Source organism: Halomonas sp. H10-9-1, assembly GCF_040147005.1.
Taxonomy (GTDB): Bacteria; Pseudomonadota; Gammaproteobacteria; order Pseudomonadales; family Halomonadaceae; genus Halomonas.
Map to the genome: position 1 here is coordinate 950,898 of NZ_JAMSHO010000001.1, position 25,413 is coordinate 976,310.

At 66.9% G+C, this 25,413-nt stretch carries 21 protein-coding genes and 1 pseudogene; 15 read left to right on the forward strand and 7 right to left on the reverse strand.

What is annotated here, in order from left to right; all coding sequences use genetic code 11:
• Positions 1–6: 6 nt before the first annotated feature.
• The 7 genes from NFH66_RS04260 (at position 7) to NFH66_RS04290 (ending at position 8,675) form a co-directional block, all read left to right on the forward strand.
• Positions 7–627, forward strand: coding sequence for a YqiA/YcfP family alpha/beta fold hydrolase (locus NFH66_RS04260; RefSeq protein WP_349608650.1), 621 nt, complete (start codon positions 7–9; stop codon positions 625–627).
• 21 nt (positions 628–648) lie between these two features.
• On the forward strand, positions 649–2,529 hold the full coding sequence (gene parE / locus NFH66_RS04265; RefSeq protein ID WP_349608651.1) for a DNA topoisomerase IV subunit B: 1,881 nt from the start codon (positions 649–651) through the stop codon (positions 2,527–2,529).
• Between the two features lie 176 nt (positions 2,530–2,705).
• Entirely contained in the window at positions 2,706–3,746 is a 1,041-nt protein-coding gene (locus tag NFH66_RS04270; protein WP_023006782.1) for an IS110 family RNA-guided transposase, read from the forward strand.
• A 381-nt stretch (positions 3,747–4,127) separates the two neighbouring features.
• Entirely contained in the window at positions 4,128–6,389 is a 2,262-nt protein-coding gene (gene parC, locus NFH66_RS04275; protein ID WP_349608652.1) for a DNA topoisomerase IV subunit A, read from the forward strand.
• Between the two features lie 119 nt (positions 6,390–6,508).
• Positions 6,509–7,738, forward strand: a complete 1,230-nt coding sequence (serB, locus tag NFH66_RS04280; protein ID WP_349608654.1) for a phosphoserine phosphatase SerB — start codon at positions 6,509–6,511, stop codon at positions 7,736–7,738.
• 322 nt (positions 7,739–8,060) lie between these two features.
• Positions 8,061–8,231, forward strand: coding sequence for a hypothetical protein (locus NFH66_RS04285; RefSeq protein ID WP_349608655.1), 171 nt, complete (start codon positions 8,061–8,063; stop codon positions 8,229–8,231).
• 6 nt (positions 8,232–8,237) lie between these two features.
• Entirely contained in the window at positions 8,238–8,675 is a 438-nt protein-coding gene (locus tag NFH66_RS04290) for a type II toxin-antitoxin system death-on-curing family toxin (RefSeq protein ID WP_349608656.1), read from the forward strand.
• 87 nt (positions 8,676–8,762) lie between these two features.
• Here the strand turns inward: NFH66_RS04290 and NFH66_RS04295 are convergent.
• Positions 8,763–9,077, reverse strand: a pseudogene (locus NFH66_RS04295) (IS1634 family transposase); the annotation flags it as partial.
• A gap of 403 nt (positions 9,078–9,480) precedes the next feature.
• Here NFH66_RS04295 and NFH66_RS04300 point away from each other — a divergent pair.
• Together NFH66_RS04300 and leuA are read left to right on the forward strand one after the other, a co-directional pair.
• Positions 9,481–10,305, forward strand: a complete 825-nt coding sequence (locus NFH66_RS04300; protein ID WP_349608657.1) for an ion transporter — start codon at positions 9,481–9,483, stop codon at positions 10,303–10,305.
• 336 nt (positions 10,306–10,641) lie between these two features.
• A complete protein-coding gene (gene leuA / locus NFH66_RS04305; RefSeq protein ID WP_349608658.1) occupies positions 10,642–12,348 on the forward strand; it encodes a 2-isopropylmalate synthase in 1,707 nt (568 codons plus the stop codon).
• A gap of 168 nt (positions 12,349–12,516) precedes the next feature.
• Here the strand turns inward: leuA and epmB are convergent, their stop codons facing one another.
• Positions 12,517–13,548, reverse strand: a complete 1,032-nt coding sequence (gene epmB / locus NFH66_RS04310; protein ID WP_349608659.1) for an EF-P beta-lysylation protein EpmB — start codon at positions 13,546–13,548, stop codon at positions 12,517–12,519.
• A gap of 94 nt (positions 13,549–13,642) precedes the next feature.
• Between epmB and efp the strand changes: the two genes are divergently transcribed.
• Both efp and epmA read left to right on the forward strand, forming a co-directional pair.
• The gene (gene efp, locus NFH66_RS04315; RefSeq protein ID WP_349608660.1) at positions 13,643–14,209 is read left to right on the forward strand and encodes an elongation factor P; all 567 of its coding nucleotides are present in this window, start codon (positions 13,643–13,645) and stop codon (positions 14,207–14,209) included.
• A 193-nt stretch (positions 14,210–14,402) separates the two neighbouring features.
• Positions 14,403–15,389, forward strand: coding sequence for an EF-P lysine aminoacylase EpmA (epmA, locus tag NFH66_RS04320; protein ID WP_349608661.1), 987 nt, complete (start codon positions 14,403–14,405; stop codon positions 15,387–15,389).
• On the opposite strand, the gene asd is transcribed toward epmA, so the two are convergent.
• The 3 genes from asd to rsgA all read right to left on the reverse strand — a co-directional run bounded on the left by asd (position 15,386) and on the right by rsgA (position 18,362).
• Positions 15,386–16,222: an archaetidylserine decarboxylase gene (gene asd / locus NFH66_RS04325; RefSeq protein WP_349608662.1), complete on the reverse strand. Its 837-nt coding sequence runs from the start codon at positions 16,220–16,222 to the stop codon at positions 15,386–15,388. The genes epmA and asd overlap by 4 nt on opposite strands.
• Positions 16,223–16,486: 264 nt before the next feature.
• On the reverse strand, positions 16,487–17,317 hold the full coding sequence (locus tag NFH66_RS04330) for a sulfurtransferase (protein WP_349608665.1): 831 nt from the start codon (positions 17,315–17,317) through the stop codon (positions 16,487–16,489).
• Between the two features lie 16 nt (positions 17,318–17,333).
• Positions 17,334–18,362 carry a small ribosomal subunit biogenesis GTPase RsgA gene (gene rsgA, locus NFH66_RS04335; RefSeq protein ID WP_349608666.1) on the reverse strand — a complete coding sequence of 343 codons (1,029 nt, stop codon included), beginning with the start codon at positions 18,360–18,362 and terminating at the stop codon, positions 17,334–17,336.
• A gap of 94 nt (positions 18,363–18,456) precedes the next feature.
• Here rsgA and orn point away from each other — a divergent pair, with 94 nt between their 5' ends.
• Positions 18,457–19,062: an oligoribonuclease gene (gene orn, locus NFH66_RS04340; RefSeq protein WP_349608667.1), complete on the forward strand. Its 606-nt coding sequence runs from the start codon at positions 18,457–18,459 to the stop codon at positions 19,060–19,062.
• 350 nt (positions 19,063–19,412) lie between these two features.
• On the opposite strand, the gene NFH66_RS04345 is transcribed toward orn, so the two are convergent.
• Together NFH66_RS04345 and queG are read right to left on the reverse strand one after the other, a co-directional pair.
• Positions 19,413–20,453 carry an IS110 family RNA-guided transposase gene (locus NFH66_RS04345; protein ID WP_023006782.1) on the reverse strand — a complete coding sequence of 347 codons (1,041 nt, stop codon included), beginning with the start codon at positions 20,451–20,453 and terminating at the stop codon, positions 19,413–19,415.
• Positions 20,454–20,671: 218 nt separating this feature from the next.
• Positions 20,672–21,775 (reverse strand): tRNA epoxyqueuosine(34) reductase QueG, encoded by a 1,104-nt coding sequence (gene queG, locus NFH66_RS04350; RefSeq protein WP_349608668.1) that lies wholly within the window; start codon positions 21,773–21,775, stop codon positions 20,672–20,674.
• Between the two features lie 127 nt (positions 21,776–21,902).
• On the opposite strand from queG, the gene NFH66_RS04355 reads away from it, so the two are divergent.
• From NFH66_RS04355 to NFH66_RS04365, 3 genes are read left to right on the forward strand one after another with little or no spacing between them, the layout of a single operon-like run.
• Positions 21,903–23,420, forward strand: coding sequence for an NAD(P)H-hydrate dehydratase (locus NFH66_RS04355; RefSeq protein ID WP_349608669.1), 1,518 nt, complete (start codon positions 21,903–21,905; stop codon positions 23,418–23,420).
• Between the two features lie 17 nt (positions 23,421–23,437).
• Positions 23,438–23,947, forward strand: a complete 510-nt coding sequence (gene tsaE, locus NFH66_RS04360; protein ID WP_349608670.1) for a tRNA (adenosine(37)-N6)-threonylcarbamoyltransferase complex ATPase subunit type 1 TsaE — start codon at positions 23,438–23,440, stop codon at positions 23,945–23,947.
• Positions 23,944–25,392 (forward strand): N-acetylmuramoyl-L-alanine amidase, encoded by a 1,449-nt coding sequence (locus tag NFH66_RS04365; protein WP_349608673.1) that lies wholly within the window; start codon positions 23,944–23,946, stop codon positions 25,390–25,392. Before tsaE ends, NFH66_RS04365 begins: the two co-directional genes overlap by 4 nt.
• Positions 25,393–25,413 lie beyond the last annotated feature (21 nt).

A 25,413-nucleotide genomic window follows, 5' to 3' on the forward strand; every position in this document is an offset into this window, starting at 1 on the left:
TGCGCTATGCTAAGCGCGCCGTGGCGAGCGCAACCGGCCAGCGGCGTGCTCTACCTGCATGGCTTCAATAGCGGGGCCGCCTCGCCCAAGGGGGTGCTGGTGCGCCGTGCCTGCGAGGCCCTGGGCGTGCCCTGCCTCACGCCCCAGCTGCCGCATCGCCCCGGCGCGGCGCTGGAGCTGGCAGAATCACGGCTGGCCGAGCTGGGCAGGCGCCCGCTGGTGGTGGGCAGCTCCATGGGGGGCTTCCTGGCCACCTGCCTGGCCGAACGCCACGCCCTCGACGGCGTGCTGATCAACCCGGCGGTGCGCCCGGCGGACCTGGTGGCGGAGTGGGTAGGCGAGCGCTTCGAGAACGATTACACCGGCGAGCGCTTCACCGTCGAGGCGGACCACCTGGCCGAGCTGGCGGCGCTGACGCCCGCGACGGTGACGGCGGAGCGCTATCTGCTGCTGCTCGGCACCGCCGACGAGGTGCTCGACCCGGCCCATGCCTGCGCGCTCTATCGTGGCGCAAGAATGCTGCTGCACCCCGGGGCCGATCACGCCTTCACGGTACTCGCCCGATACCTGCCGGCGGTGCTGGCGCAGGGTGGCCACGCCCTGCCGGCGGAGTGGCAGGCCAGCTAACACTAAGGAACCGGACGACCCATGACGCAATACAGTGCCAGCTCGATCGAGGTGCTTTCCGGCCTGGAGCCAGTGCGCAAGCGCCCGGGCATGTACACCGACACCAGCCGGCCCAACCACTTGATCCAGGAGGTGGTCGACAACAGCGTCGATGAGGCGTTGGCCGGCCACGCCAGCCGCGTCGGCGTGCGCCTGTTCGAGGATGGTGGCATCGAGGTGTCCGACGATGGCCGCGGCATGCCCATCGACATCCATCCCGAGCACGGTGTCTCCGGGGTGGAGCTGATCCTTACCCGGCTCCACGCCGGGGGCAAGTTCTCCAATGCCAGCTACAAGTTCTCCGGTGGCCTGCACGGGGTCGGCGTGTCGGTGGTCAACGCGCTCTCCCGGCGCCTCGAGGTGGAGGTGCTGCGCGACGGCAGCCGCCACGCCGTCGCCTTCGAGCATGGCGAGCCGGTCTCCAAGCTGGCGGTGATCGGCAGCGTGGGCAAGCGCAATACCGGCACGGTGCTGCGTTTCTGGCCCGAGGCGAGCTACTTCGATAGCCCGCGCCTGGCGCTGGGGCGCCTGAAGCATCTGCTGCGTGCCAAGGCGGTGCTCTGCCCGGGGCTCAAGGTGAGCCTGGTGGAGGCCGATGGCACCGAGAGCGAGTGGCAGTACGCGGATGGCCTGCGCGACTACCTGGCCCAGGCCACCGATGGCTATGAGGTGCTGCCCGCCTCGCCCTTCATCGGCCACTTCGCCGACGACGAGCAGGCGGTGGACTGGGCGATCCAGTGGCTGCCCGAGGGCGGCGAGCCGTTGCTGGAGAGCTACGTCAACCTGATCCCCACGCCCCAGGGTGGCACCCACGTCAACGGCCTGCGCGCCGGCCTGCTCGAGGCGCTGCGCGAGTTCTGCGAGTACCGCAGCCTGCTGCCGCGGGGCGTCAAGCTCACCGCCGAAGACCTGTGGGAGCGGGTCAGCTATGTGCTGTCGGTGAAGATGCTCGATCCCCAGTTCGCCGGCCAGACCAAGGAGCGCCTCTCCTCGCGCACCGTGGCGGGTTTCGTCTCCGGGGTGGTCAAGGACGCCTTCTCGCTGTGGCTCAACCACCACGTCGACCAGGCCGAGGCCCTGGCGGAGCTGGTGATCAGCGCCGCCCAGCGTCGCCAGAAGAGCTCGAAGAAGGTGGCGCGCAAGAAGGTGACCCAGGGGCCGGCGCTGCCCGGCAAGCTGGCCGACTGCTCCGGCCAGGATCCCGCCCAGAGCGAGCTGTTCCTGGTGGAGGGGGACTCCGCCGGGGGCAGCGCCAAGCAGGCCCGCAACCGCGAGAGCCAGGCGATCCTGCCGCTGCGCGGCAAGATACTGAATACCTGGGAGGTGGAATCCCACGACATCTACGGCTCCCAGGAGGTCCATGATATCGCCGTGGCCATCGGCATGGATCCGGGCAGCGACGACCTCTCCAAGCTGCGCTACCACAAGGTCTGCATCCTCGCCGACGCCGACTCCGATGGCCTGCACATCGCCACCCTGCTGTGCGCGCTCTTCGTGCGTCATTTCCCGGCGCTGGTCGACGCCGGTCACGTCTACGTGGCGATGCCGCCGCTCTACCGCATCGACCTGGGCAAGGAAGTGTTCTATGCCCTGGACGAGAGCGAGAAGGCCGCCATCCTGCGCAAGCTGGAGGGCAAGCGGGGCAGCGTGAACGTGCAGCGCTTCAAGGGGCTGGGCGAGATGAGCCCGCTTCAACTGCGCGAGACCACCATGGCCGTGGAGACACGCCGCCTGGTGCAGCTCACCCGCGCGGCCGACGACGGCACCCTGGAGATGATGGACATGCTGCTGGCCAAGAAGCGTGCCGCCGACCGCAAGAGCTGGCTCGAGGACTACGGCAACTTGGCGGATATCGAGGTATAGCCACAAGCCACAAGCGCCAAGGGCTAGCGGCGCCGGGGACAGGTCGGAGGGGAGGTCCTATGCCAGGGATGGCATCGGTAGCAATGGGATGGAGTCCTCCCCACCCTATATCGGCGTCGTTGCGCCACACTGGTGGGCGAGAACACCAACCAGCCTGAGGGTGAGGAGAACTCGTCATGAACATTACCCGTGTCGGCGTCGATATCGCAAAGTCTGTTTTTCATGTCCACGGCGTCGATCGCCATGATCAGGTGCAGTGGCAAGGTAAGTACACCCGCGAAAAATGGCTGAATGCGGTCAGCAAGCGGGTGCCGGCGGGAGCCGAGATCGGCATGGAAGCCTGTGCCTCGTCTCACTTCTGGGCGCGGGCCCTGCAGGCGCGGGGCTATCGCGTCAAGTTGATCGCCGCACAGTTCGTGACGCCCTACGTGAAGAGCAACAAGAATGACCGGGTCGACGCCGAAGCGATCTGTGAAGCCATGGGGCGGCCCAGTATGCGCTTCGTGGCCGTCAAGAGCGTCGCTCAGCAGGATACCCAGGCGGCACACCGCATTCGTGAAGAGCTGGTACGGCAGCGCACGGCCAAGGCCAACCAGATACGCGGGCTGGTGGGGGAGTATGGCCTGGTCGCTCCGGTGGGTATCGGTCAGTTGCGTGCCGCCCTGCCTCGCTGGCTGGAAGCGGCAGACAACGGGCTGACGGATGCCTTTCGTGTCCTGCTTGCCGGCCTTGCCGAGGATCTGCGCCACCTGGATGAGCGCATCGCGACGGTCACGGCAAGCCTCGAGCGACAGGCCAAGACCGACCCCGTGGCCAAGCGGCTGATGACGCTGCAGGGTATCGGTCCACTGACCGCCACCGCGCTGGCCGGCGCCCTCGGCGATGGCAAGAGCTTTCGGCGCGGGCGAGATTTTGCCGCCTCGCTCGGCTTGACGCCGCGACAGCACAGCACCGGGGGGCGAGACCGCCTGCTGGGCATCAGCAAACGCGGCGACAGTTACCTGCGCAAGCTACTGGTGCATGGCGCGCGCTCGGTGCTCCGGCATGTGGGCACCAAGGACGACGGCCTGAGCCAGTGGGTCAGGCACCTGGCCGAGCACAAGCATGCCAATGTGGCGGTCGTCGCACTGGCCAACAAGACGGCACGGATCGCCTGGGCGGTAACCCGCCATGAGACGGCCTATGATGCGTCGCTGGCGTCGCGGCTGTCGGCATGAAAAACGATTGGATTTAGCACGTTAGTGTAATATTGAGCATCGTCCACCACGATTGCTGAGCATGCTGCAGGATGGCGAACAGGTCGAACCGACGTCAGACAACCCCTTCTGGACGCTGAGCCTTTTGAGCTCGAGGTAGCGATTGGGAGCTGACGTGCGGATAGCCCATCAAGGTCCGATGCTCATCAGAGCATCATTAACGAGACCGGATATACGTGTGCAGTCGTACCTACCGACCATCGTGCCTCGTGCTTGCAAACGGGGAGGACTCCATATACGCCCAGGGAAGGGTTCACAGCGCCTCCCCGAAGGCCTGTCGCCGGATCAGCCGCAAGGTAAGAAAGCCAACGATTTTGGACACCCTGATCAGGGGCATACCGTATGACCATGGATATCCAGGTAGCGGAGGGCGACGTCGAGCGCCTCTCGCTGCGCGAATACACCGAGAAGGCGTACCTCGACTACTCGATGTACGTCATCCTCGACCGGGCGTTGCCGCATATCGGCGACGGCATGAAGCCGGTGCAGCGCCGCATCGTCTACGCCATGCGCGAGTTGGCCCTCAACGCCAGCGCCAAGTACAAGAAGTCGGCGCGTACCGTCGGCGACGTGCTGGGCAAGTTCCACCCTCACGGCGACAGCGCCTGCTACGAGGCGATGGTGCTGATGGCCCAGCCGTTCAGCTACCGCTACCCGCTGGTGGATGGCCAGGGCAACTGGGGCAGCCCCGACGATCCCAAGTCCTTCGCCGCCATGCGTTACACCGAGGCGCGGCTGTCGAAGTTCGCCGAGGTGCTGCTGGCCGAACTGGGGCAGGGCACCGTGGACTGGACGCCCAACTTCGACGGCACCATGAACGAGCCGGTGGTGCTGCCGGCACGGCTGCCCCATGTGCTGCTCAATGGCGGCACCGGCATCGCCGTGGGCATGGCCACCGACATCCCGCCCCATAACGTGGGCGAGGTGGTGGAGGCCACCTGCCACCTGCTGCGCCATCCCGAGGCGACCACCGCCGACCTGGTGCAGCACCTGCCGGCCCCGGACTTTCCCACCGAGGCGGAGATCATCACGCCCCGTGCGGACCTGCGCAAGCTCTACGAGAGCGGGCGTGGCTCGGTGAAGCTGCGCGCCCGCTACGCGATGGAGGAGGGCAGCATCGTGGTGACCGCGCTGCCCTACCAGGTCAGCGGCGCCAAGATCCTCGAGCAGATCGCCGCCCAGATGCAGGCCAAGAAGCTGCCCATGGTGGCCGACCTGCGCGACGAGTCGACCCACGAGGAGCCGACCCGGCTGGTGATCGAGCCGCGCTCCAACCGCGTGGATATCGAGGCGCTGATGGCGCACCTGTTCGCCACCACCGATCTCGAGAAGAACATTCGCGTCAACATGAATGTGATCGGCCTCGATGGCCGCCCGCGGGTGATGGCGTTGCCCGACCTGCTCGGCGAGTGGTTGCGCTTTCGCCGCTCCACGGTGCGTCGGCGCCTGGAGCACCGCCTGGGCAAGGTGGAGGATCGCCTGCACCTCCTCGAGGGCCTGTTGATCGCCTACCTCAATATCGACGAGGTGATCCGCATCATCCGCGAGGAAGACGCACCCAAGCCCGCGCTGATGGAGGCGTTCGGCCTCAGTGATCGCCAGGCCGAGGCGATCCTCGAGCTGCGCTTGCGCCACCTGGCCAAGCTCGAGGAGATGAAGATCCGCGGCGAGCAGGAGGAGCTCGAGGCCGAGCGTGCTCGCCTCCAGGAGCTGCTTGGCAACGAGGCCAAGCTCACCGACCTGATCGAGGAGGAGCTGCGCGCCGCCGCCGAGGCACACGGCGACCCCCGCCGCTCGCCGATCGTCGAGCGCGAGGAGGCCCGGGCGCTCTCCGAGGTCGAGCTGGTGGGCGCCGACCCGATTACCGTGGTGCTCTCCGAGAAGGGCTGGATTCGCAGTGCCAAGGGCCACGAGATCGATCCCGCCGGGCTCTCCTACAAGGCCGGCGACCGCTTCTCCCTGGCCTCCCGGGGCAAGACCAACCAGCCGCTGGTGCTGCTCGATGATACCGGCCGCGCCTACACCCTGCAGGCCCACAACCTGCCCAGCGCCCGGGGCCAGGGCGAGCCGGTGACCAGCCGGGTCAACGTGGTGGCCGGCGCCCATATCGCCGGGGTGATGCTGGCGCCGCCGGCGACCCGCTACCTGCTCTCCTCCGATGGCGGTTATGGCTTCGTGGCCCGGCTCGAGGAGCTGGTCGGCAAGAACAAGTCCGGCAAGTCGGTACTGACGGTGCCCAAGGGGTGCAATGTGCTGCCGCCGGTGGCGGTGCCGGAGGGCGAGGGAGCGCTGGTCGCGGCGGTCTCCAACGAGGGGCGTCTGCTGCTCTTCCCGCTGGCGGAGCTGCCGGAGATGGCCAAGGGCAAGGGCAACAAGATGATCGATATTCCGGGGCCCCGGGCGGCGCGGCGAGAGGAGTTCGTGCGCGACCTGGTGGTACTGCCGGCCGAGGCCAGCCTGGTGGTGCACGCCGGCAAGCGCCACCTGACCCTCAAGGCCGACGATCTGGCGTATTATCTCGGCGAGCGCGGCCGACGCGGCAGCAAGCTGCCCCGCGGGCTGCAGAAGGTGGATCGACTGGAAAGCTTGAAGCCGGAAGCTTGAAGTCCCCGGCTTCGCCGGAAGCTGTAAGCCATAAGCTATAAGCTGTAAGTAAACCCATGATAGGCACGTCTTTCTTACAGCTTACGGCTTAAAGCTTACAGCTCATCAAAGGGGTTAACATGACACGACGAATCCTGATCCGCGCCACCGGCGCGGCGCGGCCGGGCCAGCTGGCCGGCCTGGGCCGGGCCCTGGCGGCCAGCGGCGCGAGGCTGCTGGACATCAACCAGAGCGTGACCTTCGGCATGCTCTCCCTGGAGGCCCTGGTCGGGCTCGAGCGGGAGGCCGAGCTCGAGGCGGCGCTCGCGGCGGCGGGGGACGAGCTGGGCCTCGACGTCCAGGCGATCCAGGTCGCCGCCGAGGACTACCAGCGCTGGAGCAGCCAGGCCAGCCAGCCGCGGCTGATCCTGACCCTGCTGGCGCCGCACCTGCCGGCGGGTATCCTCGCCGAGGTGGGGGCGCTCACCGCCGAGCATGGCCTGACCGTGGAGCTGATCCATCGCCTCTCCGGCCGCGAGCCGCTGGACGGCGGTGTGCCCGGCGAGCGCGATGCCATCCAGGGTGCCTGTGTGGAGTGCTGGCTGCGTGGTGAGGAGATCGACCTCGATGCCCTGCGCGAAAAGGCCCTGGCGCTGGGCGCCATGCACGGCGTGGATATCGCCATCCAGGAGGACTCCATCTGGCGCCGGCACCGCCGCCTGGTGTGCTTCGACATGGACTCCACCCTGATCCAGGCCGAGGTGATCGACGAGTTGGCACGCCGCCACGGCGTCTATGCCGAGGTGGCCGAGGTCACCGAGCGGGCCATGCGCGGCGAGCTCGACTTCCAGCAGAGTTTCCGCGAGCGCATGGCGAAGCTCCGTGGCCTCGACGAGTCGGTGCTGGCCGAGATCGCCGCGCAGCTGCCATTGATGGACGGCGTCGAGCGCCTGATGGCCCAGCTCAAGCGGCTGGGCTATCGCACCGCCATCCTCTCCGGCGGGTTCACCTACTTCGCCCGCTACCTGCAGGAGAGGCTCGGCTTCGATGAGGTCCACGCCAACGAACTGGTGATCGAAGACGGCAAGGTGACCGGAGAAGTGCGCGAGCCGATCCTCGACGCCAACCGCAAGGCACAGCTGTTGTGCGAGATTGCCGCGCGCGAGGGCCTGGCCATGGAGCAGACCATCGCCGTGGGCGACGGCGCCAACGACCTCAAGATGCTGGCCGCCGCCGGGCTCGGCATCGCCTTCCGCGCCAAGCCGCTGGTGCGTGCCCAGGCCCAGCACTCGATCTCGACGCTGGGCCTCGATGCGGTGCTCTACCTGATCGGCTATCGCCAGGGCGACCTGGAGGAGCCGGTGTCGTGAGTTCGGTCTTCCAGACCTGGCGCGACCGCTTCGAGCGGCTGCGCGCCAATCAGGCGCTCCGTGCCTAGAAAATCAACCGCTTAGGCTGTTTCAATGTACGTCGTCAGGGCGCTTGCATTTCTTATAGATCAACATGTTACGTGAGAGATGTACGTCGAATCTGTGCGTGAAACCTGTGCGATCTATGTGTGCGAATACGCTATACGCGTTGCTTAACGAGACAGGGGTACGTATCATGAAGACGTGAGCTTCCAACGTGTCCCTTGGCTATCTATCTGGCTAAGGGTTTTTTTGTCGGAAGCCGCCGATTAAGGAGGTCATTATGAATCAGGCACTTAAAAAGCAAGAGCGGCTCATCATCCCTCCGCGCAAGGAAGGAGAGGTGGCTAAGGCTCGCCCGTGCCTGGGTGACCACTATGAGCAGCTTGAAAAAGTGCGGGCTCGCTCCTTCGCACGCTACGAAAGCGCATACCGTGAGCTGGCAAAGGTGTGACTTTGGGTGTCTTCTTGCGATGACCAACACGCAGACGGCATCCGATATTTGCCAGTAGATGACATCGTCAGCATGAATGAACGCATGCTGGCTCTTACTCCCGAAGAACCATTTGGCATTCTGAATCATGGGGCGCTAGAAAGCGCACAGCAGCGCCCCTGTCTCTATCGCTACTACCAACAGACCGACGACATGTTCATCCTCGCGGCGGTCTTTGGCTCCTCTCTTGTCCAGAACCACTGTTTCATGAACGCCAACAAACGCACCGCCGCTGGCTGCGTTTTCGACTTCCTGATGCTGAATGGTTGGGAGTTGACTGCGCCTAGCGATGATGTGGTGCAGATGTACGAAGGCTTGGCAACGCATGAGTACAGTGAGAAAGAGTTCGCAGACTGGTTGGCCTACTGGTCGCGAGAGTATGATACTTCTCAGTTGAATGATTGAAGCCCCGCCATGCCGCGGGTCTCCCGAGTTCGACAGATAGAAGCGTAAAGCACTGATTAACCTGGAAGCGCGTTTTCAAAATTGGCACTACAAGTGAGATGCAGTCGGTGCCGGCAGGCCAATCGCTTCGAAAAGGTCGCGTTGTTCAGGCTTCAGTTTGGTCAAGCCGCTCGCCGTCTTGCGACGGTGCAGCAGGACCTGGTGGAACTGAATCTTGCGGGCAATTTCCAGTGCCCGCGTCGGCGAAAGCTTGTGATCACTGGCCTTCAGCCGCAGCCGCAGCACCCGGTAAGGCACCAGGGCGAGGAAGCAGATCAGCGCATGGGCACGGATGCGATCCGGCAGCCGGTGATAGACCGGCGCGATCTCGATGTCGCTCTTCAGCACCCGGAAGCCGCACTCGCCCGCTGACCAGCTGCCCCTCCCAGGCCATGTGATATTCGATGACCCGGCCCCGAGGCGGCCGCGCCCGCCGCAGGCTCGTCCAGCCACGGCGTTCGAGCCGCTTTCTCCAAGTGGTGATCCGGTAGAGGGTCGCGTCGTTCATGCTTGCACGATGCCGGGGGTGGGGTGGCAAGGGCTGGTTCGTTGCTCGAAAAGTAGCGCACCAAGCCCCTGCAACTGCCCCGCCCCAGATTTCGCGTAGCGCCGTCGTGCCGCGTGGTAACATCCACCGCGCTTGGCGGCCTGGTTTGTACGTCGAATTGTACGCGGTGGGCTCTTTCTGCCTGCCCCCGGCGCATCACCTGCTGGCCGCCAAGCGTGAACTCCTGACAACTCAAACGCTTATGAGAGACGCGACAACATGAGCGGTACCTTCCAGACCTGGCGCGACCGCTTCGAGCGGCTGCGCGCCAACAAGCTGTTCGAGACGGCGGTCATCGCCATCATCATCGTCTCGGCCCTGCTGATCGGCGCCAAGACCTACGAGGAGAGCAACCGCTTCCAGCAGTGGCTGCTGGTCATGGATGTGGCGGTGACGGTGTTCTTCCTGGTGGAGATCCTGATCCGCATGGCTGCCGAACGGCGCCTGCGCGATTTCTTCCGCCGCGGCTGGAACGTCTTCGACTTCCTGATCGTCACCGCCAGCCTGATCCCCCTGGACGACTCCGAAATGGTGCTGCTGGCGCGGTTGCTGCGCATCTTCCGGGTGCTGCGCCTGGTGTCGATGATTCCCGAGCTGCGCCTGCTGATGGCGGCGCTGGTCAAGTCGATTCCGCGCATGGGCTATGTGGCGCTGCTGATGTTCATCATCTTCTACATCTACGCGGCCATCGGCAGCTTCCTGTTCGTGGATGTCGACGACTTCCTGTGGGGCAATATCTCCATCGCCATGCTCACGTTGTTCCGCATCGCCACCTTCGAGGACTGGACCGACGTGATGTATGCCACCCAGGAGGTCTATGCCTGGAGCTGGCTCTACTACCTGACCTTCATCTTCCTGACCGCCTTCATCTTCCTCAACATGATGATCGGCATCGTGCTCGACGTGATGCAGAAGGAGAGCGTGCAGATGGAGATCGAGAGCGGGGAGGGGGAGGCCGCCGAGCTCCACGGCCTGCGCAGTGACGTGCGCGAGCTGCGCGACCAGCTCTCGCGGATGGAGGCACTTCTGGAGCGTCGGAGTTGACAACTCTCTCCAGGACTGATTCTCTAGGCACATGAACCTGACCGCGTACGACCTCGACCTACGACTACTAGCGCTAGCCTGAGCGCTGGCGATGCCGCCTGCATCGCCGAGTCACTGCTCCCCCGTTGGAGCTCCGGTCGTCAAGAGGTCGTACCATGTCATCCATCCCCGTCGTCACAGCTTGTTTCCAGACCGTACCGGTATCGTCCCAGCGGGTCGCTGCCCGGTGGTCACTGATCCTTCGTACAGCGCCCCGACCGGCCCCCGGCCGTCGGGGCGCTGACGTTTCCGAACGCCAGCACGCCTGACACCCCGTATCCAGAGGAGAACGCCGCCATGATGCTCGACAACCCCGCCGCCAAGTACCGCCCCTTCGTCGCCGTGGACCTGCCCGATCGCCAGTGGCCCAATCGCCGCATCGAGCAGCCGCCCATCTGGACCAGCGTCGATTTGCGCGACGGCAACCAGTCGCTGATCGACCCCATGGACCAGGAGCGCAAGCAGCGACTCTTCGACCTGCTGGTGAAGGTCGGCTTCAAGGAGATCGAGGTCGGCTTTCCCTCCGCCTCCCAGACCGACTACGACTTCGTGCGCTCGCTGATCGAGAATGACCGCATTCCCGATGACGTCACCATCCAGGTGCTGACCCAGGCCCGAGACCACCTGATCGATCGCACCTTCGAGGCCCTGGAGGGGGTCAAGAGTGCCATCGTCCACGTCTACAACGCCACCGACCCGATGTTCCGCCGGGTGGTGTTCGGGGTCGACAAGCCCGAGTGTATCCAGATCGCCGTGGACGCCACGACGCGCATCCGCCAGCACATGGAGAAGGCCCCCGAGACCCACTGGACCTTCCAGTACTCGCCGGAGCTGTTCACCACCACCGAGATGGAGTTCGCCCGGGAGATCGTCGAGGCGGTGATGGACACCTTCGGGGCCAGCGCCGCCAAGCCGATGATCGTCAACCTGCCGGCGACGGTGGAGGTCGCCACCCCCAACAACTACGCCGACCAGATCGAGTGGTTCTGCCGCAACGTGAAGAATCGCGAGGCGCTGATTGTCAGCGTGCACCCCCACAACGACCGCGGCACCGGCGTGGCCGCCGCCGAGCTGACCCTGATGGCCGGCGCCGATCGCGTCGAGGGCACCCTGTTCGGCAACGGCGAACGGACCGGCAACGTGGATATCGTCACCCTTGCGATGAACATGTACACCCAGGGCGTTCACCCGGGGCTCGACTTCTCCAACATCACCCCGGTCATGCGCGAGGTGGAGTACTGCAACCAGCTGCCGGTGCACCCGCGCCACCCCTATGTGGGCGACCTGGTGTTCACCGCCTTCTCCGGCTCCCACCAGGATGCCATCAAGAAGGGCATGGCCGAGCGCCGCGCCCACCCCGAGGCTGCCTGGGATGTGCCCTATCTGCCCATCGACCCGCTGGACGTGGGGCGCAGCTACGAGGCGGTGATCCGCGTCAACAGCCAGTCCGGCAAGGGCGGGGTCTCCTACCTGCTCGAGCAGGAGCACGGCATCGAGCTGCCGCGGCGCCTCTCCATCGAGTTCAGCCAGGTGGTGCAGGAGGTGGCCGACCGCACGGGTAAGGAGATCACCTCGCAGATGATCTACCAGGCGTTTGCCGACGAGTACCTCGAGCAGACCTCACCCTTCGGGCTGGTCAGTCATCGTCTCTCCTCGGAGCCCGACAGCCCCACGGTTACCCTCGAGGCCACCATCGAGGAGCGCGGCGAGCGGCGCACCATTCAGGGGCAGGGCAACGGCCCGCTGGCCGCCTTCATCAAGGCGTTGGCCGCCGCCGGCCACGACGCGGAGATCATTGACTACCACGAGCACTCCCGCGGCCAGGGCTCCGACGCTGAGGCGATTGCCTATGTGGAGGTGCGTATCGACGGCGAGGCAGTATTCGGCGTGGGTACCGACGAGAGCATCACCAGCGCCTCCATGAAGGCGGTGATGAGCGCCATCAACCGCAAGCTCTCGACCCAGGCGCCGGCGGCCAACGTCACCGCAGCGTCACTGGCTTAACAGCGCCAAGCTACAAGCGCCGAGCTACAAGGAAACCCGAAGGCTGAGACCTTCGGGTTTTCTTTTGATTTGAGCAATCACACGCTTCTGACTTGCCGCTTGCCGCTTGCCGCTTGCCGCTTGCCGCTTGCCGCTTGCCGCTTGCCGCTTGCCGCTTGCCGCTTGCCGCTAGAGCGGCGTCTTGCTCCCCTCGCCGGGGATCTCCCTGGCGAGCCGCGGCATCAGGAATCCCGGCAGTACCTCCCTGAGGCCCGCGACCAGTTCGCGGGCCTCGTCGTCGGGAACGTCGAAGTGGGCCGCGCCCGCCACCGGGTCGAGCACATGCAGGTAGTAGGGCAGCACGCCGGCCTCGAAGAGCCGCTCGGAGAGCGCGGCCAGGGCCTCCACCGAATCGTTGACCCCGCGCAGCAGCACGCTCTGGTTGAGCAGGGTCACCCCGGCATCGCTCAGGCGGCGGCAGGCGGCAATCACGGCGTCATCGATCTCGTTGGCGTGGTTGATATGCAGCACCATCACCTTCTGCAGGCGCGTGGTACCGAGCCAAGCGAGCAGGCCGTCGTCGATACGCTCGGGAATGACCACCGGCAGGCGGGTATGGATGCGCAGGCGCGTCACATGGGGGATTGCCTCGAGGTGCGCCACCAGCCAGGCGAGGTGGCGATCGCTCGCCGCCAGCGGGTCGCCGCCGGAGAGGATCGCCTCGCGGATCGTCGGATCACCGCGCAGGTGGTCGAGGGTCGCCTCCCACTGGGCCCGGGAGGGGGAGTTCTCGGTGTAGGGGAAGTGGCGGCGGAAGCAGTAGCGACAGTTCACCGCGCAGGCGGGACTGGTGATCAGCAGCACGCGTCCCGCGTACTTGTGGATCAGCCCACGTGCCCTGGTGTGCGAGGCCTCTTCCAGTGGGTCGGTGACATAACCCGGTGCGGGGCGGCGCTCTTCATCCAGCGGCAGCACCTGGCGCAGTAGGGGGTCGTGGGGGTCGCCTGGGCAGATGCGCGCCAGGAACGCCTCGGGCACGCGCACCTCGAACAGGGCGTGCCCCGCCTCGGCGCCGGGCAGCCAGCGCTCGTCCAGCCCCAGGCGCCGGCACAGCTCGCGCGGGTCGCGGATCGCGCCGGCCAGTTGGGCCTGCCAGGGTGCACGCTCCTGGGGAGGGGCAAGGGGGACGCTCTGCACATCGGCCAGGCTTCGGGTTATCATGCGGCACACCAATTGCGGACAGGCGCGATGGCGCCCGTCGATTCATTTCCTGCGCCACCGCCAAGGCGGGGCGCCGATCATTCAGCGAGGAATCATGGCGAACTATTCTACCAACGAATTCAAGGGCGGTCTGAAGGTGATGCTCGACGGCGACCCCTGCTCGATCGTCGAGAACGAGTTCGTCAAGCCCGGCAAGGGCCAGGCGTTCAACCGCGTCAAGCTGCGCAACCTGATGACCGGCCGCGTCTGGGAGCGCACCTTCAAGTCCGGCGAGAGCCTGGAGGGCGCCGATGTCCTGGATCTGGAGATGGAGTATCTCTATAACGACGGCGAGATGTGGTACTTCATGAAGACCGATGGCTCCTTCGAGCAGTATCCGGTGGAGAAGAAGGCCCTGGGCGACACCGACAAGTGGCTCAAGGAGCAGGTGGTCTACACCATCACGCTGTGGAACGACAACGCGATCAGCGTGACCCCGCCCAACTTCATCGAGCTCGAGGTCACCGAGACCGACCCCGGCCTCAAGGGCGACACCGCCCAGGGCGGCTCCAAGCCGGCGACCCTCTCCTCCGGCGCGGTGGTGCGTGTGCCGCTGTTCATCAACGAGGGCGAGGTGCTGAAGATCGATACGCGCAGCGGTGAGTACGTCTCCCGCGCATAAGGTGAGGCCCTTCCTGCGCTCGCTCATACGTCGTTGAATCCCGAGACGGCTTGCTCATTTAGCGCTGCTAAACTCCGCCGCCTTACTCGGGATTCGCCTCGTCTGAGCGTCGCTCGGAGAGGGCTAACACTGGGCTGATACTGCTCCAAGGCCACGCCGCGGCGTGGCCTTGTTGGTTCTTAGAGGTCAGGATATGACAGACGACTGGCGGCCCACGGCTGAGATCGCCACCCTGCGCGAGCGCGCACGCCTGATCGCCGAGGTGCGGGCCTTCTTCGCCGAGCGCGGCGTGTGGGAGGTGGAGACCCCGGTGCTTGGCCATGGCGGCAGCACCGACGTGCATCTCGCTTCGCTCTCGGCCGAGGCCACCACGCCTGCCGGGCACGAGCGGCTATGGCTGCAGACCTCGCCGGAGTTCGCCATGAAGCGGCTGCTGGCGGCAGGCTCGGGGCCGATCTACCAGTTGGCGCGCTGCTTTCGCGACGGCGAGGTGGGGCGCCGCCACAACCTCGAGTTCACCATGCTGGAGTGGTATCGCCCCGGCATGCCGCTCGAGGCGCTGGTCGACGAGACCGCCGCCTTGGTTCATGGCGTGCTGGGGCGAGAACCTGGGGATAATCCGGGACCGCTGCGGCGGCGCCGCTATCGCGAGCTGTTTCGCGACGCCCTCGGCCTCGATCCCTTGCATGCCCCCCTCGACACCCTGCGCCGCCTGGCCGGCGAGCGCGGTGGGCTCGACATGGGCGACAGCGATCGCGACGGCTGCCTCGACCTGCTGATGAGCCTGGTGATCGAGCCACAACTCGGCCGCGACGGGCTCGACGCGGTGGTGGACTACCCCGCCAGCCAGGCGGCGCTGGCGCGACGCCACCGTGACCCCGAGGATGGCGAATGGGTGGCTTCGCGCTTCGAGCTCTATCTCGAGGGGGTGGAGCTCGCCAACGGCTACGACGAGCTGACCGATGCCGCCGAGCAGCGCGCGCGCTTCCACGAGGACAACGCCGCCCGGCGCGCACGGGGCCTGCCCGAGGTCGACGTCGACGCACGCCTGCTGGCGGCACTCGAGGCCGGCCTGCCCGACGGCAGCGGCGTGGCCCTGGGGCTGGATCGCCTCATCCAACTGGCGCTGGGGAAGGAGCGCGTGGCGGAGGTGATGGCCTTCGCCACGCCGCGTTGTTAGAGCCTGCCCAACGACTGCCCCATCTGCACCTTGGCGCCGGGCTCGAGGCCATCGGCGAAGGCCACTGGTTCGGCGAAGGCCATCACCACCGTGGAGCCGAGCTTGAAGCGGCCCATCTCCGCGCCCTTCTCGAGGCGCACCGGGGTGTCGAGGCGGATGCGCTGCACATCGCTCCGCGGCAGTGGGGTGATCTGCCCGGCCCACACCGTCTCGATGGCGGCGACGATCATCGCCCCCACCAGCACCAGGGCCATGGGGCCGTGTTCGGTGTCGAAGTGGCACACCAGGCGTTCGTTGCGGGCGAACAGGCCGGGCACGTGTTCGGTGGTGGCGGCGTTGACCGAGAACAGTCGGCCCGGCACGTAGACCATCTCGGTCAGGGTGCCGGCCAGCGGCATATGCACTCGATGGTAGTCGCTGGGGGAGAGGTAGACCGTGGCGAAGCTGCCGCCGAGGAAGCGGTTGGCGGCGTCCACGTCGCTGCCCAGCAGCGCCTCGGCGGAGAAGCGGTGCCCCTTGGCCTGCAGCAGCTGTCCCGCCGCGATGGCCCCAAACTGCGAGAGCCGCCCGTCGGCGGGGCTGACCATGCCCGCGCCGATGGGGCGGGCATCGGCCACAAGCGCGCGGGTGAAGAAGTCGTTGAAGGTGGCGTAGGTCGTCGGGTCGGGCTCGGCGGCCTCGGCCATGTCGACCCTGAAGCGGCGAATGAAGGCGCGGATCAGGGCGTTCTTCAGCCACGGCGTGCGACACTCGGCCAGGCGCCCCACCAGTCGCGACAGGGCGTGGTGGGGCAGGGGGTACTGGATCAGGGCAAACAGCTTGGCTAGGGGCACGGACGGGAGGTCTCTTTAGGGGGCTTTGGGTAGATGATCGGGAGGGTGGGCTAAGCGCCTGTGAGCTTGAAGCTGGAAGAGCGCCGCTTCGCGGCTGGAAGCTTGAAGCAAAACCTTGACCCCAGGGGCGGGGGGATCATATTGCGTTCCAGCTTCCAGCTTCCAGCTTCCAGCTTCCAGCTTCCAGCTTCCAGCTTCCAGCTTCCAGCTTCCAGCTTCCAGCTTCCAGCTTCCAGCTTCCAGCTTCCAGCTTCCAGCTACCAGCTACTTCTCCACCGGTGTATCGTCGCGGTTGCCCCACTCCTTCCAGGAGCCGGCGTAGCCGCGGATCTTCTCGAACCCCAGGGCGCGACCGACCAGCCAGGTGAAGCCGCTGCGGTGGTGGCTCTGGCAGTGGGTCACCACCTCCATGTCCGGGGTCAGTCCCAGCGCCTCGAGTTCGGTGATCAGCTCCGCATAGTCGCGGATGCGCAGGCCGCGCTCGCGGTCCATGGCCTGGGTCCACTCCAGGTTGAGCGCGCCGGGGATATGGCCGAGGCGCCTGTTCTCGCCCTTTTCGCCGCGGTACTCCTCGGGTGAGCGGGCATCCCATACCGCAAAGCCCTTCTCGCCCAGGCGCTCGGCAAGCTCGATCCAGTCGATCGCCACCTCGGGGTTCAGGATCTCGGCCCGGTAGTCGCTGGCCGTGGGGGCGCAGGCCTCGGTGGCAGTCGCCAGGCCCGCCTCGCGCCAGGCGTGGATGCCGCCGTTGAGGTAGGAGTAGCGGGTGTGGCCGATCAGCTCGAGGGTCCACAGCAGGCGCCCCGCCCAGCCACCGCCCTCGTCATCGTAGGCGACCACGTGGGTGTCCCGGGTCAGGCCCAGTTCGCTGAATAGCGCCGAGAGCTGCTCGACGCTGGGTTCGCGGCAGGGCGCCTCGCCCGTGCCGCGCATCAGGCGGGCCTTGTCGAGGAACAGCGCACCGGGCACATGGCCCTCGGCGTAGCTCTCTGCGCGCATCGGCACGTCGATAACCATCAGCGACGGTGTGTCGAGGTGCTCGGCGAGCTGTTCCGGCTCGACGATCAGCGGCAGCAGGTTGGCTTCGGAACTCATGGTGGTCTCCTTATGCTTATTCCAACGAGTCGAGGATGCGCCGGTAGCTGGCAAAGCGTTCGGGGTGGATCTCGCCACGCTCCACCGCCTCGAGCAGGGCGCAACCGGGCTCCTGGCGGTGGCGACAGTCGCGAAAGCGGCAGTGCCCCAGCAGTTCGCGAAACTCGATAAAGCCCTGGGCCACCTGGGCCTCGTCGAGATGAATCAGGCCGAACTCGCGGATCCCGGGTGAGTCGATCAGCTTGGCACCCGCCGCCTCCGGGAGATGATAGAGCCGCGCGGTCGTGGTGGTGTGGGTCCCCTTGCGTGAATCCTTCGACAGCTCGCCGATGCGGAGTTCCTCATCGGGCAGCAGGCGGTCGATCAGCGACGACTTGCCCACGCCGCTCTGGCCCACGAACACCGAGGTGCGGCCGGCGAGGCGGGCGTGGAGGAGGTCGAGCCCCCCTTCACGCTCGGTGGTGGTGGTCACCACCGGGTAGCCCAGTCCCTCGTAGCGGCGCAGCAGCGCCAGCAACTCGCCACCGTCAGCGGGCAGCAGGTCGACCTTGTTGAGCACCAGCACCGGGGGGATCCCGGTGGCCTCGGCGGCCACCAGGTAGCGGTCGATCAGGTTGGGGTATGGCTCGGGCTCCACCGCGAAGACGATCAGGATCTGATCGATATTGGCCGCCACTGGCTTGAGCTGGCCGCGGGCATTGGGGCGTTCTAGCACGCTTGCGCGCTCACCGCGGGCCACGACCACGCCCTCCACGGTGCGTCCCTCGGTATCCGTCCTGCCGCGCCAGACCACCCGATCGCCCGTGACCAGGCCTTCGAGGTTGGCGCGCAGGTGGCAGCGTACCGCCTCGCCGTCGTCGTCCGGCCGCACGTCCAGGGTACGGCCGAAGTGGGCAATCACGCGTCCCGACCGCTCGGGGCCGTACTCCCCCGCGGCCAGCAGTTCGCCTTCCTGGACGTCATGTCGGGTCGCACGCGCGGCGCGTTCGGCCTGGATCTTCTCGATACGCCAGCGCTGCTGGCGACTCAGCTTGCGTTTGCTCATGAGGCCCTGATGCTCGGTACAATGATGGCATTGTACTCACCCATGACACCGGCTGTCGCGACGTTGCGAGCCGGCCCGCAGGAGAAGGCTTACCATGAGCTTGAAAGCGCCAGTGCAGGACGACAGGCAGGATCCCCGCAAGCAGCGCCTGGTGTGGATCGATCTGGAGATGACCGGGCTGGACCCGGAGAAGGAGCGGATCATCGAGGTCGCCACCCTGGTCACCGACGCCGAGCTCAATGTCATCGCCGAGGGGCCGGTGATTGCGGTCAGGCAGCCGGACAGCCTGCTCGAGGCGATGGATGAGTGGTGCACCAGGACCCACGGCGAGTCCGGGCTGACCGCGCGGGTGCAGGCCAGCAGCGTCGATACCGCCGCGGCGGAGCGCCGCACCCTCGGGTTCCTGGCCGCCCACGTCGAGGCCGGTGCCTCGCCGATGTGCGGCAACAGCGTCCACCAGGATCGCCGCTTCCTGGAGCGCGAGATGCCCGCGCTGCTGGCCTTCTTTCACTACCGCAACCTGGATGTCTCCACCCTCAAGGAGCTGGCCAAGCGCTGGAACCCCGGCGCCCTGGCCGGCTTCAAGAAGCGCAACGTCCACCTGGCCATGGAGGACATCAAGGAGTCCATCGCGGAGCTGGCCCACTACCGCGAGACCTTCCTGCGCCTGCCGGGCCAGTGGAGCGATGAGGAGGAGTAGGCGACTGAGGAATAAAGCACGGCTTTTCCGGCGACAGGCCTGATCGGGGGCGCTGTGAACCCATCCCTGGGCGTATATGGAGTCCTCCCCGTTTGCAAGCACGAGGCACGATGGTCGGTAGGTACGACTGCACACGTATATCCGGTCTCGTTAATGATGCTCTGATGAGCATCGGACCTTGATGGGCTATCCGCACGTCAGCTCCCAATCGCTACCTCGAGCTCAAAAGGCTCAGCGTCCAGAAGGGGTTGTCTGACGTCGGTTCGACCTGTTCGCCATCCTGCAGCATGCTCAGCAATCGTGGTGGACGATGCTCAATATTACACTAACGTGCTAAATCCAATCGTTTTTCATGCCGACAGCCGCGACGCCAGCGACGCATCATAGGCCGTCTCATGGCGGGTTACCGCCCAGGCGATCCGTGCCGTCTTGTTGGCCAGTGCGACGACCGCCACATTGGCATGCTTGTGCTCGGCCAGGTGCCTGACCCACTGGCTCAGGCCGTCGTCCTTGGTGCCCACATGCCGGAGCACCGAGCGCGCGCCATGCACCAGTAGCTTGCGCAGGTAACTGTCGCCGCGTTTGCTGATGCCCAGCAGGCGGTCTCGCCCCCCGGTGCTGTGCTGTCGCGGCGTCAAGCCGAGCGAGGCGGCAAAATCTCGCCCGCGCCGAAAGCTCTTGCCATCGCCGAGGGCGCCGGCCAGCGCGGTGGCGGTCAGTGGACCGATACCCTGCAGCGTCATCAGCCGCTTGGCCACGGGGTCGGTCTTGGCCTGTCGCTCGAGGCTTGCCGTGACCGTCGCGATGCGCTCATCCAGGTGGCGCAGATCCTCGGCAAGGCCGGCAAGCAGGACACGAAAGGCATCCGTCAGCCCGTTGTCTGCCGCTTCCAGCCAGCGAGGCAGGGCGGCACGCAACTGACCGATACCCACCGGAGCGACCAGGCCATACTCCCCCACCAGCCCGCGTATCTGGTTGGCCTTGGCCGTGCGCTGCCGTACCAGCTCTTCACGAATGCGGTGTGCCGCCTGGGTATCCTGCTGAGCGACGCTCTTGACGGCCACGAAGCGCATACTGGGCCGCCCCATGGCTTCACAGATCGCTTCGGCGTCGACCCGGTCATTCTTGTTGCTCTTCACGTAGGGCGTCACGAACTGTGCGGCGATCAACTTGACGCGATAGCCCCGCGCCTGCAGGGCCCGCGCCCAGAAGTGAGACGAGGCACAGGCTTCCATGCCGATCTCGGCTCCCGCCGGCACCCGCTTGCTGACCGCATTCAGCCATTTTTCGCGGGTGTACTTACCTTGCCACTGCACCTGATCATGGCGATCGACGCCGTGGACATGAAAAACAGACTTTGCGATATCGACGCCGACACGGGTAATGTTCATGACGAGTTCTCCTCACCCTCAGGCTGGTTGGTGTTCTCGCCCACCAGTGTGGCGCAACGACGCCGATATAGGGTGGGGAGGACTCCATCCCATTGCTACCGATGCCATCCATGGCATAGGACCCCCTCCAGCCCTGTCCCCGGCGCCGCTCACTTGAACAGTACCTGCTGCCTCCAAAGGGTTAAGTCGCCGGAAAAGCCGCGACCAAGGGCGGCAAGTCAGCTGATGGCAATTATTTGCCGGCGCTTTTCCCGCTGGCGGGCCAGCGCCCAGCGCACATGCTCGCGCACCAGGTCGGAGGGGTAGGGCAGGCGTGCTTTCAGCGCCGCTTCGATGGCCTCGCTCCAGGGGGCGTTGCCGAGCCCCACGGCGAGGTTGCGCAGCCAGCGCTCGTAGCCGGTGCGGCGCAGCGGGCTGCCGGCAGTCTTGTCGAGGAACTCCTCCTCGCCCCAGGCGAACAGCGCGAGCAGGCTGGCGCGGTCGAGGTCATGGCGAGGCGTGAAATCCGGCTCGGTGGTGGGGGTGGCGAAGCGTGTGAAGGGGCAGACCAGCTGGCAGTCGTCGCAGCCGAACACGCGGTTGCCCATGGCCTCGCGGTAGCGCTCGGGAATGGCGCCGTGAAGCTCGATGGTCAGGTAGGAAATGCACGCTCGCGCGTCCACCACGCGGTCCTCGACGATGGCGCCGGTCGGGCAGGCCGTGCGGCAGGCGCTGCAGCTTCCGCAGTGCTCGGAGGCGAAGGCCTCATCCACCGGTAGCGGCAGGTCGGTATAGAGCTCGCCCAGGAAGAACAGTGAACCGGCCTGGGGGTTGAGCAGCATGGCATTCTTGCCGACCCAGCCGAGCCCCGCCTTGCGGGCGAGGGCGCGCTCCATCACCGGAGCCGAGTCGACGAAGGCGCGGTAGCCGAAGGGGCCTGTCTCGGCCTCGATCCACTTGGCCAGCGTCGCCAGGCGCTTGCGCATCAGCTTGTGATAGTCGCGGCCGGTGGCATAGCGCGATACATAGGCCGCCTCGGGGTTCTCCAGCGTGGCCAGGGTTTCGACCTCGGCGGGCAGATAGTCCAGGCGCACACTGATCACCCGCACGGTGCCGGGCACCAGCTCGGCGGGGCGGGTACGCTTGGTGCCGTGCTTGGCCATGAAGCCCATCTCGCCATGCCGGCCGGCGGCCAGCCAGCGCGCGAGGCGCGCCTCGTCCTCGCCGAGGTCGACGTCGGTGATGCCGAGCTGCTGGAAGCCGAGCTCGCCTCCCCAGGCCTTGATGCGCTCGGCCAGGGCGTGCAGGTCGGGGGCGTCGGCGTGGGCAGGCGAGGAAGACATGATCGCGGAAACACCGTGCAGGGGGGCCTGTGCCACTTGGCGCAGGCCACGAAGGCTTTACACTGTTCGATAAGTTCGTTCATCGAACCATCGCCATGATAAAGCATTGCCACCCGGGAGACACTGCATGGCCGACAGCCATCCTGCCGTTTCGCAGCACCCGCTCTACCGTGCCGAGCAGGTGCGTGAGCTCGACCGGCGCACCATCGCCGGGGGCATCGCGGGCTTCGCCCTGATGCAGCGTGCCAGCGCTGCCGCCTGGCAGTGCCTGAGGGAGCGCTGGCCCGATGTGCGCTCGTTGACGGTGCTGTGTGGCGCCGGCAACAACGGCGGCGATGGCCATGTGCTGGCCGCCCTGGCCGCCGGCGAGGGACTCGTCGTGCAGCGTGTCCTGCTCAAGGGCATCGAGGAGCTCGCGGGCGATGCCCGGCGCGCCGCGGATATGGCCACGGCGGCCGGCGTTGGCGCCAGGCCCTGGCGTGCCGGCATGCGCCTCGAGGGCGAACTGCTGGTGGATGCCATGCTGGGCACCGGCCTCGCTGGCGAGGTGCGCGGCATCTACCGTGAGGCGATCGCGGCGGTCAACGCGAGCGCTCGGCCGGTGCTGGCCATCGACATCCCGTCGGGGCTGCATGCCGATAGTGGTGCGGTGCTCGGCGCTGCGGTGCGGGCGGCCGCCACCGTGACCTTTATCGGCGACAAGCTGGGGCTTTATACCGGTGCCGCCGCCGACCACGCCGGCGAGGTGCTCTTCCGTGACCTGGGCGTGGATGCCCGGGCCGAGGTCGACCTGGTGCCGCCAGCGCAGTTGCTCGACGAGAGCCCGCTGACGGCGCGGTTGCCGGCCCGTCGGCGAGGCGCCCACAAGGGCGACTGCGGCCATGCGCTGATACTGGGCGGGGCGCCCGGCTTCGGCGGGGCGGCGCTGCTGGCCGCCGAGGCCTGCGCGCGCCTGGGCGCCGGCAAGGTGAGCCTGGCGACCGTGCCCGAGCACGTTACCGCCAGCCTGGTGCGCCGTCCCGAGGTGATGGTGCATGGCGTTCGTGGCGCCGCCGATCTCGGCGCGCTGCCCACGCTTGCCGATGTGCTGGTGGTAGGGCCGGGCCTGGGGCAGGGCAGTTGGGGGCAGGGCGTGCTGCAGGCGGCACTCGATGCCGGCAGGCCGCTGGTGGTGGATGCCGACGGGCTCAACCTGCTGGCGGCGCGCTACCCCGGGACGCGCCGCGACGACTGGATCCTGACGCCGCACCCCGGCGAGGCGGCCCGCCTGCTGGGCTGCAGCGCCGCCGAGGTGGAGGCGGATCGCCCCGCGGCGGCGCGGGCACTGCATGAGCGCTGGGGTGGGGTGATCATCCTCAAGGGCGCGGGCAGCCTGGTCGTCGGCCCCGGCGGGATGGCCGTCTGCCCCTTCGGCAACCCGGGCATGGCGAGCGGCGGGATGGGCGATGCGTTGTCCGGGATGCTCGGTGCCCTGCTGGCCCAGGGCCTGCCACTGGAGATGGCCGCCCGGCTGGGCGTGCTGGTGCACGCCCGGGCCGCGGATTTCGCCGCGGCGGACGCCGGGGAGCGTGGTCTGCTGGCCGGCGATCTGGCATCCTATGCGCGAATTCTGGTCAACCCGACAGGGCTTGATGGCGACGTGTGATGGAAAGGGCGAGGGCAATGTGGCTGCGACTCGATGACGAAGCGTGCCAGGTGGGCCTGGGCGAATGCCTGGGGCGTGCCCTGGAAGGGCGTGGGCGGGTCCATCTCGTCGGTGAGCTGGGGGCCGGCAAGACCACCCTGGCCCGTGGCGTGCTGCGCGCCTATGGCCATTGCGGTGCGGTGAAGAGCCCCACCTATACCCTGGTGGAGCCCTACGAGCTCGACGGGGTGCGGGTCTATCATTTCGATCTCTATCGGCTGGGGGATCCCGAGGAGTTGGAGTTCATCGGTGGCCGCGACCTGCTCGGCGACGACGCCCTGAGCCTGATCGAGTGGCCCGCCCGCGGGGCCGGCTGGCTGCCCGACCCCGACCTGCGCGTCGAGCTGCGCGTGGTGGGCGATGGTCGCGAGGCGCGGCTGGAGGCACTCAGTGCCCATGGTCGCGTGGCCCTGGAGCGCCTGGGCGCCATGCCCGCCGTCGCCGAGTGGCGGCTCGCCGATGACCGCAGCACAGGGAGCGCCCCATGAGGCTTGCTGCCCTGCATCGCCTGCTGGCGCTGGGTGTGCTGGCGCTGGCTCCGGTGGCCGGGGTCCAGGCCGGCGAGGTGGAGAACCTGCGCCTGTGGGCGGCGCCCGACCATGCGCGGCTGGTCTTCGACCTGGCGTCGCCCACCCGGGCCGAGGTGTTCTCCCTCGACAACCCCCGTCGCCTGGTGATCGACCTGGATGATAGTCGCATGCGGGCCGACCTCGCCGGGCTCGACCTGACCGGCAGCGCCATCAGCCGCATCCGCTCCGGCGTGCGGGACGGCAGCGGCCTGCGCGTGGTGCTCGACCTCGAGCGCGAGGTGGACCCGCGGCACTTTGCCCTGGCCCCCAATGACCAGTATGGCCACCGCCTGGTGGTGGACCTCGAGTATCCCGGGGAGAGCGCGGTGGAAGACCCCATCGACCCCATCGAGGCGATGATCCGCGAGCAGGAGATCGCCGCCAGGCGTGCCCAGGCCCAGGCCGACCTCGGCGGGGCGGCCGCGGTGCCCGAGCCCGAGACGCCACTGCAGCGTGCCCAGCCGCACCCCCGGCGCGATATCATCATCGCCATCGATGCCGGCCACGGTGGCGAGGATCCTGGTGCCATCGGCCCCGCGGGGACCCGCGAGAAGGATGTCGTGCTGCAGATTGCCAAGCACCTCCAGCAACGGGTCAACGCCACCGAGGGCTTTCGCGCGGTGATGATCCGTGACAGCGATTACTATGTAGGGTTGCGCCAGCGTACGCGCATCGCCCGCGAGCAGAAGGCGGACTTCTTCGTCTCCATCCACGCCGATGCCTTCAACAGCCCGCGGCCCAACGGCAGCTCGGTCTACGCCCTCTCCCAGCGCGGTGCGACCTCCGAGACCGCCCAGTGGCTGGCCGAGAGCGAGAACGAGGCCGACCTGATCGGCGGTGTGGACGGCAACCTGTCGCTCAAGGACAAGGACGAGGTGCTGCGCGGCGTGCTGCTCGACCTGACCATGACCGCGACGCTCAACGACTCCCTCGCCATCGGTGGGCAGGTGCTGGATCGCATGGGTCGCGTCAACCGCCTGCACAAGTCGCGGGTGGAGCAGGCTGGCTTCGTGGTGCTCAAGTCACCCGATATCCCCTCGTTGCTGGTCGAGACCGGCTTCATCTCCAATCCCGAGGAGGAGCGGCGCCTGCGCGATTCCGGGCACCAGCAGCGGATGGCCCAGGCCATCTTCTCCGGCCTGGAGGAGCATTTTCGCACCAACCCGCCACCGGCCAGCCTGCTGGCCTGGCAGCGCGACAATGGGCGGCGCACCGCCGGCAACGAGTACCGCATTCGCCCCGGTGATACCCTGTCGGAGATCGCCGCGCGTCACGATGTGCCGGTGGGTCGCCTCAAGCAGGCCAACGAGCTCAATGGCGACGTGATCCGGGTCGGCCAGGTGCTGCGCATTCCCCGTTCATGACCCCTTCGGGAAGCTGTAAGC

Coding starts and splice junctions, on each gene's coding strand:
- NFH66_RS04355 (WP_349608669.1), top strand. CDS start 21,903: ATGGCCGACAGCCATCCTGCCGTTTCGCAGCACCCGCTCTACCGTGCC.
- parE (WP_349608651.1), top strand. CDS start 649: ATGACGCAATACAGTGCCAGCTCGATCGAGGTGCTTTCCGGCCTGGAG.
- NFH66_RS04300 (WP_349608657.1), top strand. CDS start 9,481: ATGAGCGGTACCTTCCAGACCTGGCGCGACCGCTTCGAGCGGCTGCGC.
- NFH66_RS04330 (WP_349608665.1), bottom strand. CDS start 17,317: ATGAGTTCCGAAGCCAACCTGCTGCCGCTGATCGTCGAGCCGGAACAG.
- serB (WP_349608654.1), top strand. CDS start 6,509: ATGACACGACGAATCCTGATCCGCGCCACCGGCGCGGCGCGGCCGGGC.
- orn (WP_349608667.1), top strand. CDS start 18,457: ATGAGCTTGAAAGCGCCAGTGCAGGACGACAGGCAGGATCCCCGCAAG.
- tsaE (WP_349608670.1), top strand. CDS start 23,438: ATGTGGCTGCGACTCGATGACGAAGCGTGCCAGGTGGGCCTGGGCGAA.
- rsgA (WP_349608666.1), bottom strand. CDS start 18,362: ATGAGCAAACGCAAGCTGAGTCGCCAGCAGCGCTGGCGTATCGAGAAG.
- epmB (WP_349608659.1), bottom strand. CDS start 13,548: ATGATAACCCGAAGCCTGGCCGATGTGCAGAGCGTCCCCCTTGCCCCT.
- NFH66_RS04365 (WP_349608673.1), top strand. CDS start 23,944: ATGAGGCTTGCTGCCCTGCATCGCCTGCTGGCGCTGGGTGTGCTGGCG.
- queG (WP_349608668.1), bottom strand. CDS start 21,775: ATGTCTTCCTCGCCTGCCCACGCCGACGCCCCCGACCTGCACGCCCTG.
- efp (WP_349608660.1), top strand. CDS start 13,643: ATGGCGAACTATTCTACCAACGAATTCAAGGGCGGTCTGAAGGTGATG.
- parC (WP_349608652.1), top strand. CDS start 4,128: ATGACCATGGATATCCAGGTAGCGGAGGGCGACGTCGAGCGCCTCTCG.
- NFH66_RS04270 (WP_023006782.1), top strand. CDS start 2,706: ATGAACATTACCCGTGTCGGCGTCGATATCGCAAAGTCTGTTTTTCAT.
- leuA (WP_349608658.1), top strand. CDS start 10,642: ATGATGCTCGACAACCCCGCCGCCAAGTACCGCCCCTTCGTCGCCGTG.
- epmA (WP_349608661.1), top strand. CDS start 14,403: ATGACAGACGACTGGCGGCCCACGGCTGAGATCGCCACCCTGCGCGAG.
- NFH66_RS04345 (WP_023006782.1), bottom strand. CDS start 20,453: ATGAACATTACCCGTGTCGGCGTCGATATCGCAAAGTCTGTTTTTCAT.
- NFH66_RS04260 (WP_349608650.1), top strand. CDS start 7: ATGCTAAGCGCGCCGTGGCGAGCGCAACCGGCCAGCGGCGTGCTCTAC.
- NFH66_RS04285 (WP_349608655.1), top strand. CDS start 8,061: ATGAATCAGGCACTTAAAAAGCAAGAGCGGCTCATCATCCCTCCGCGC.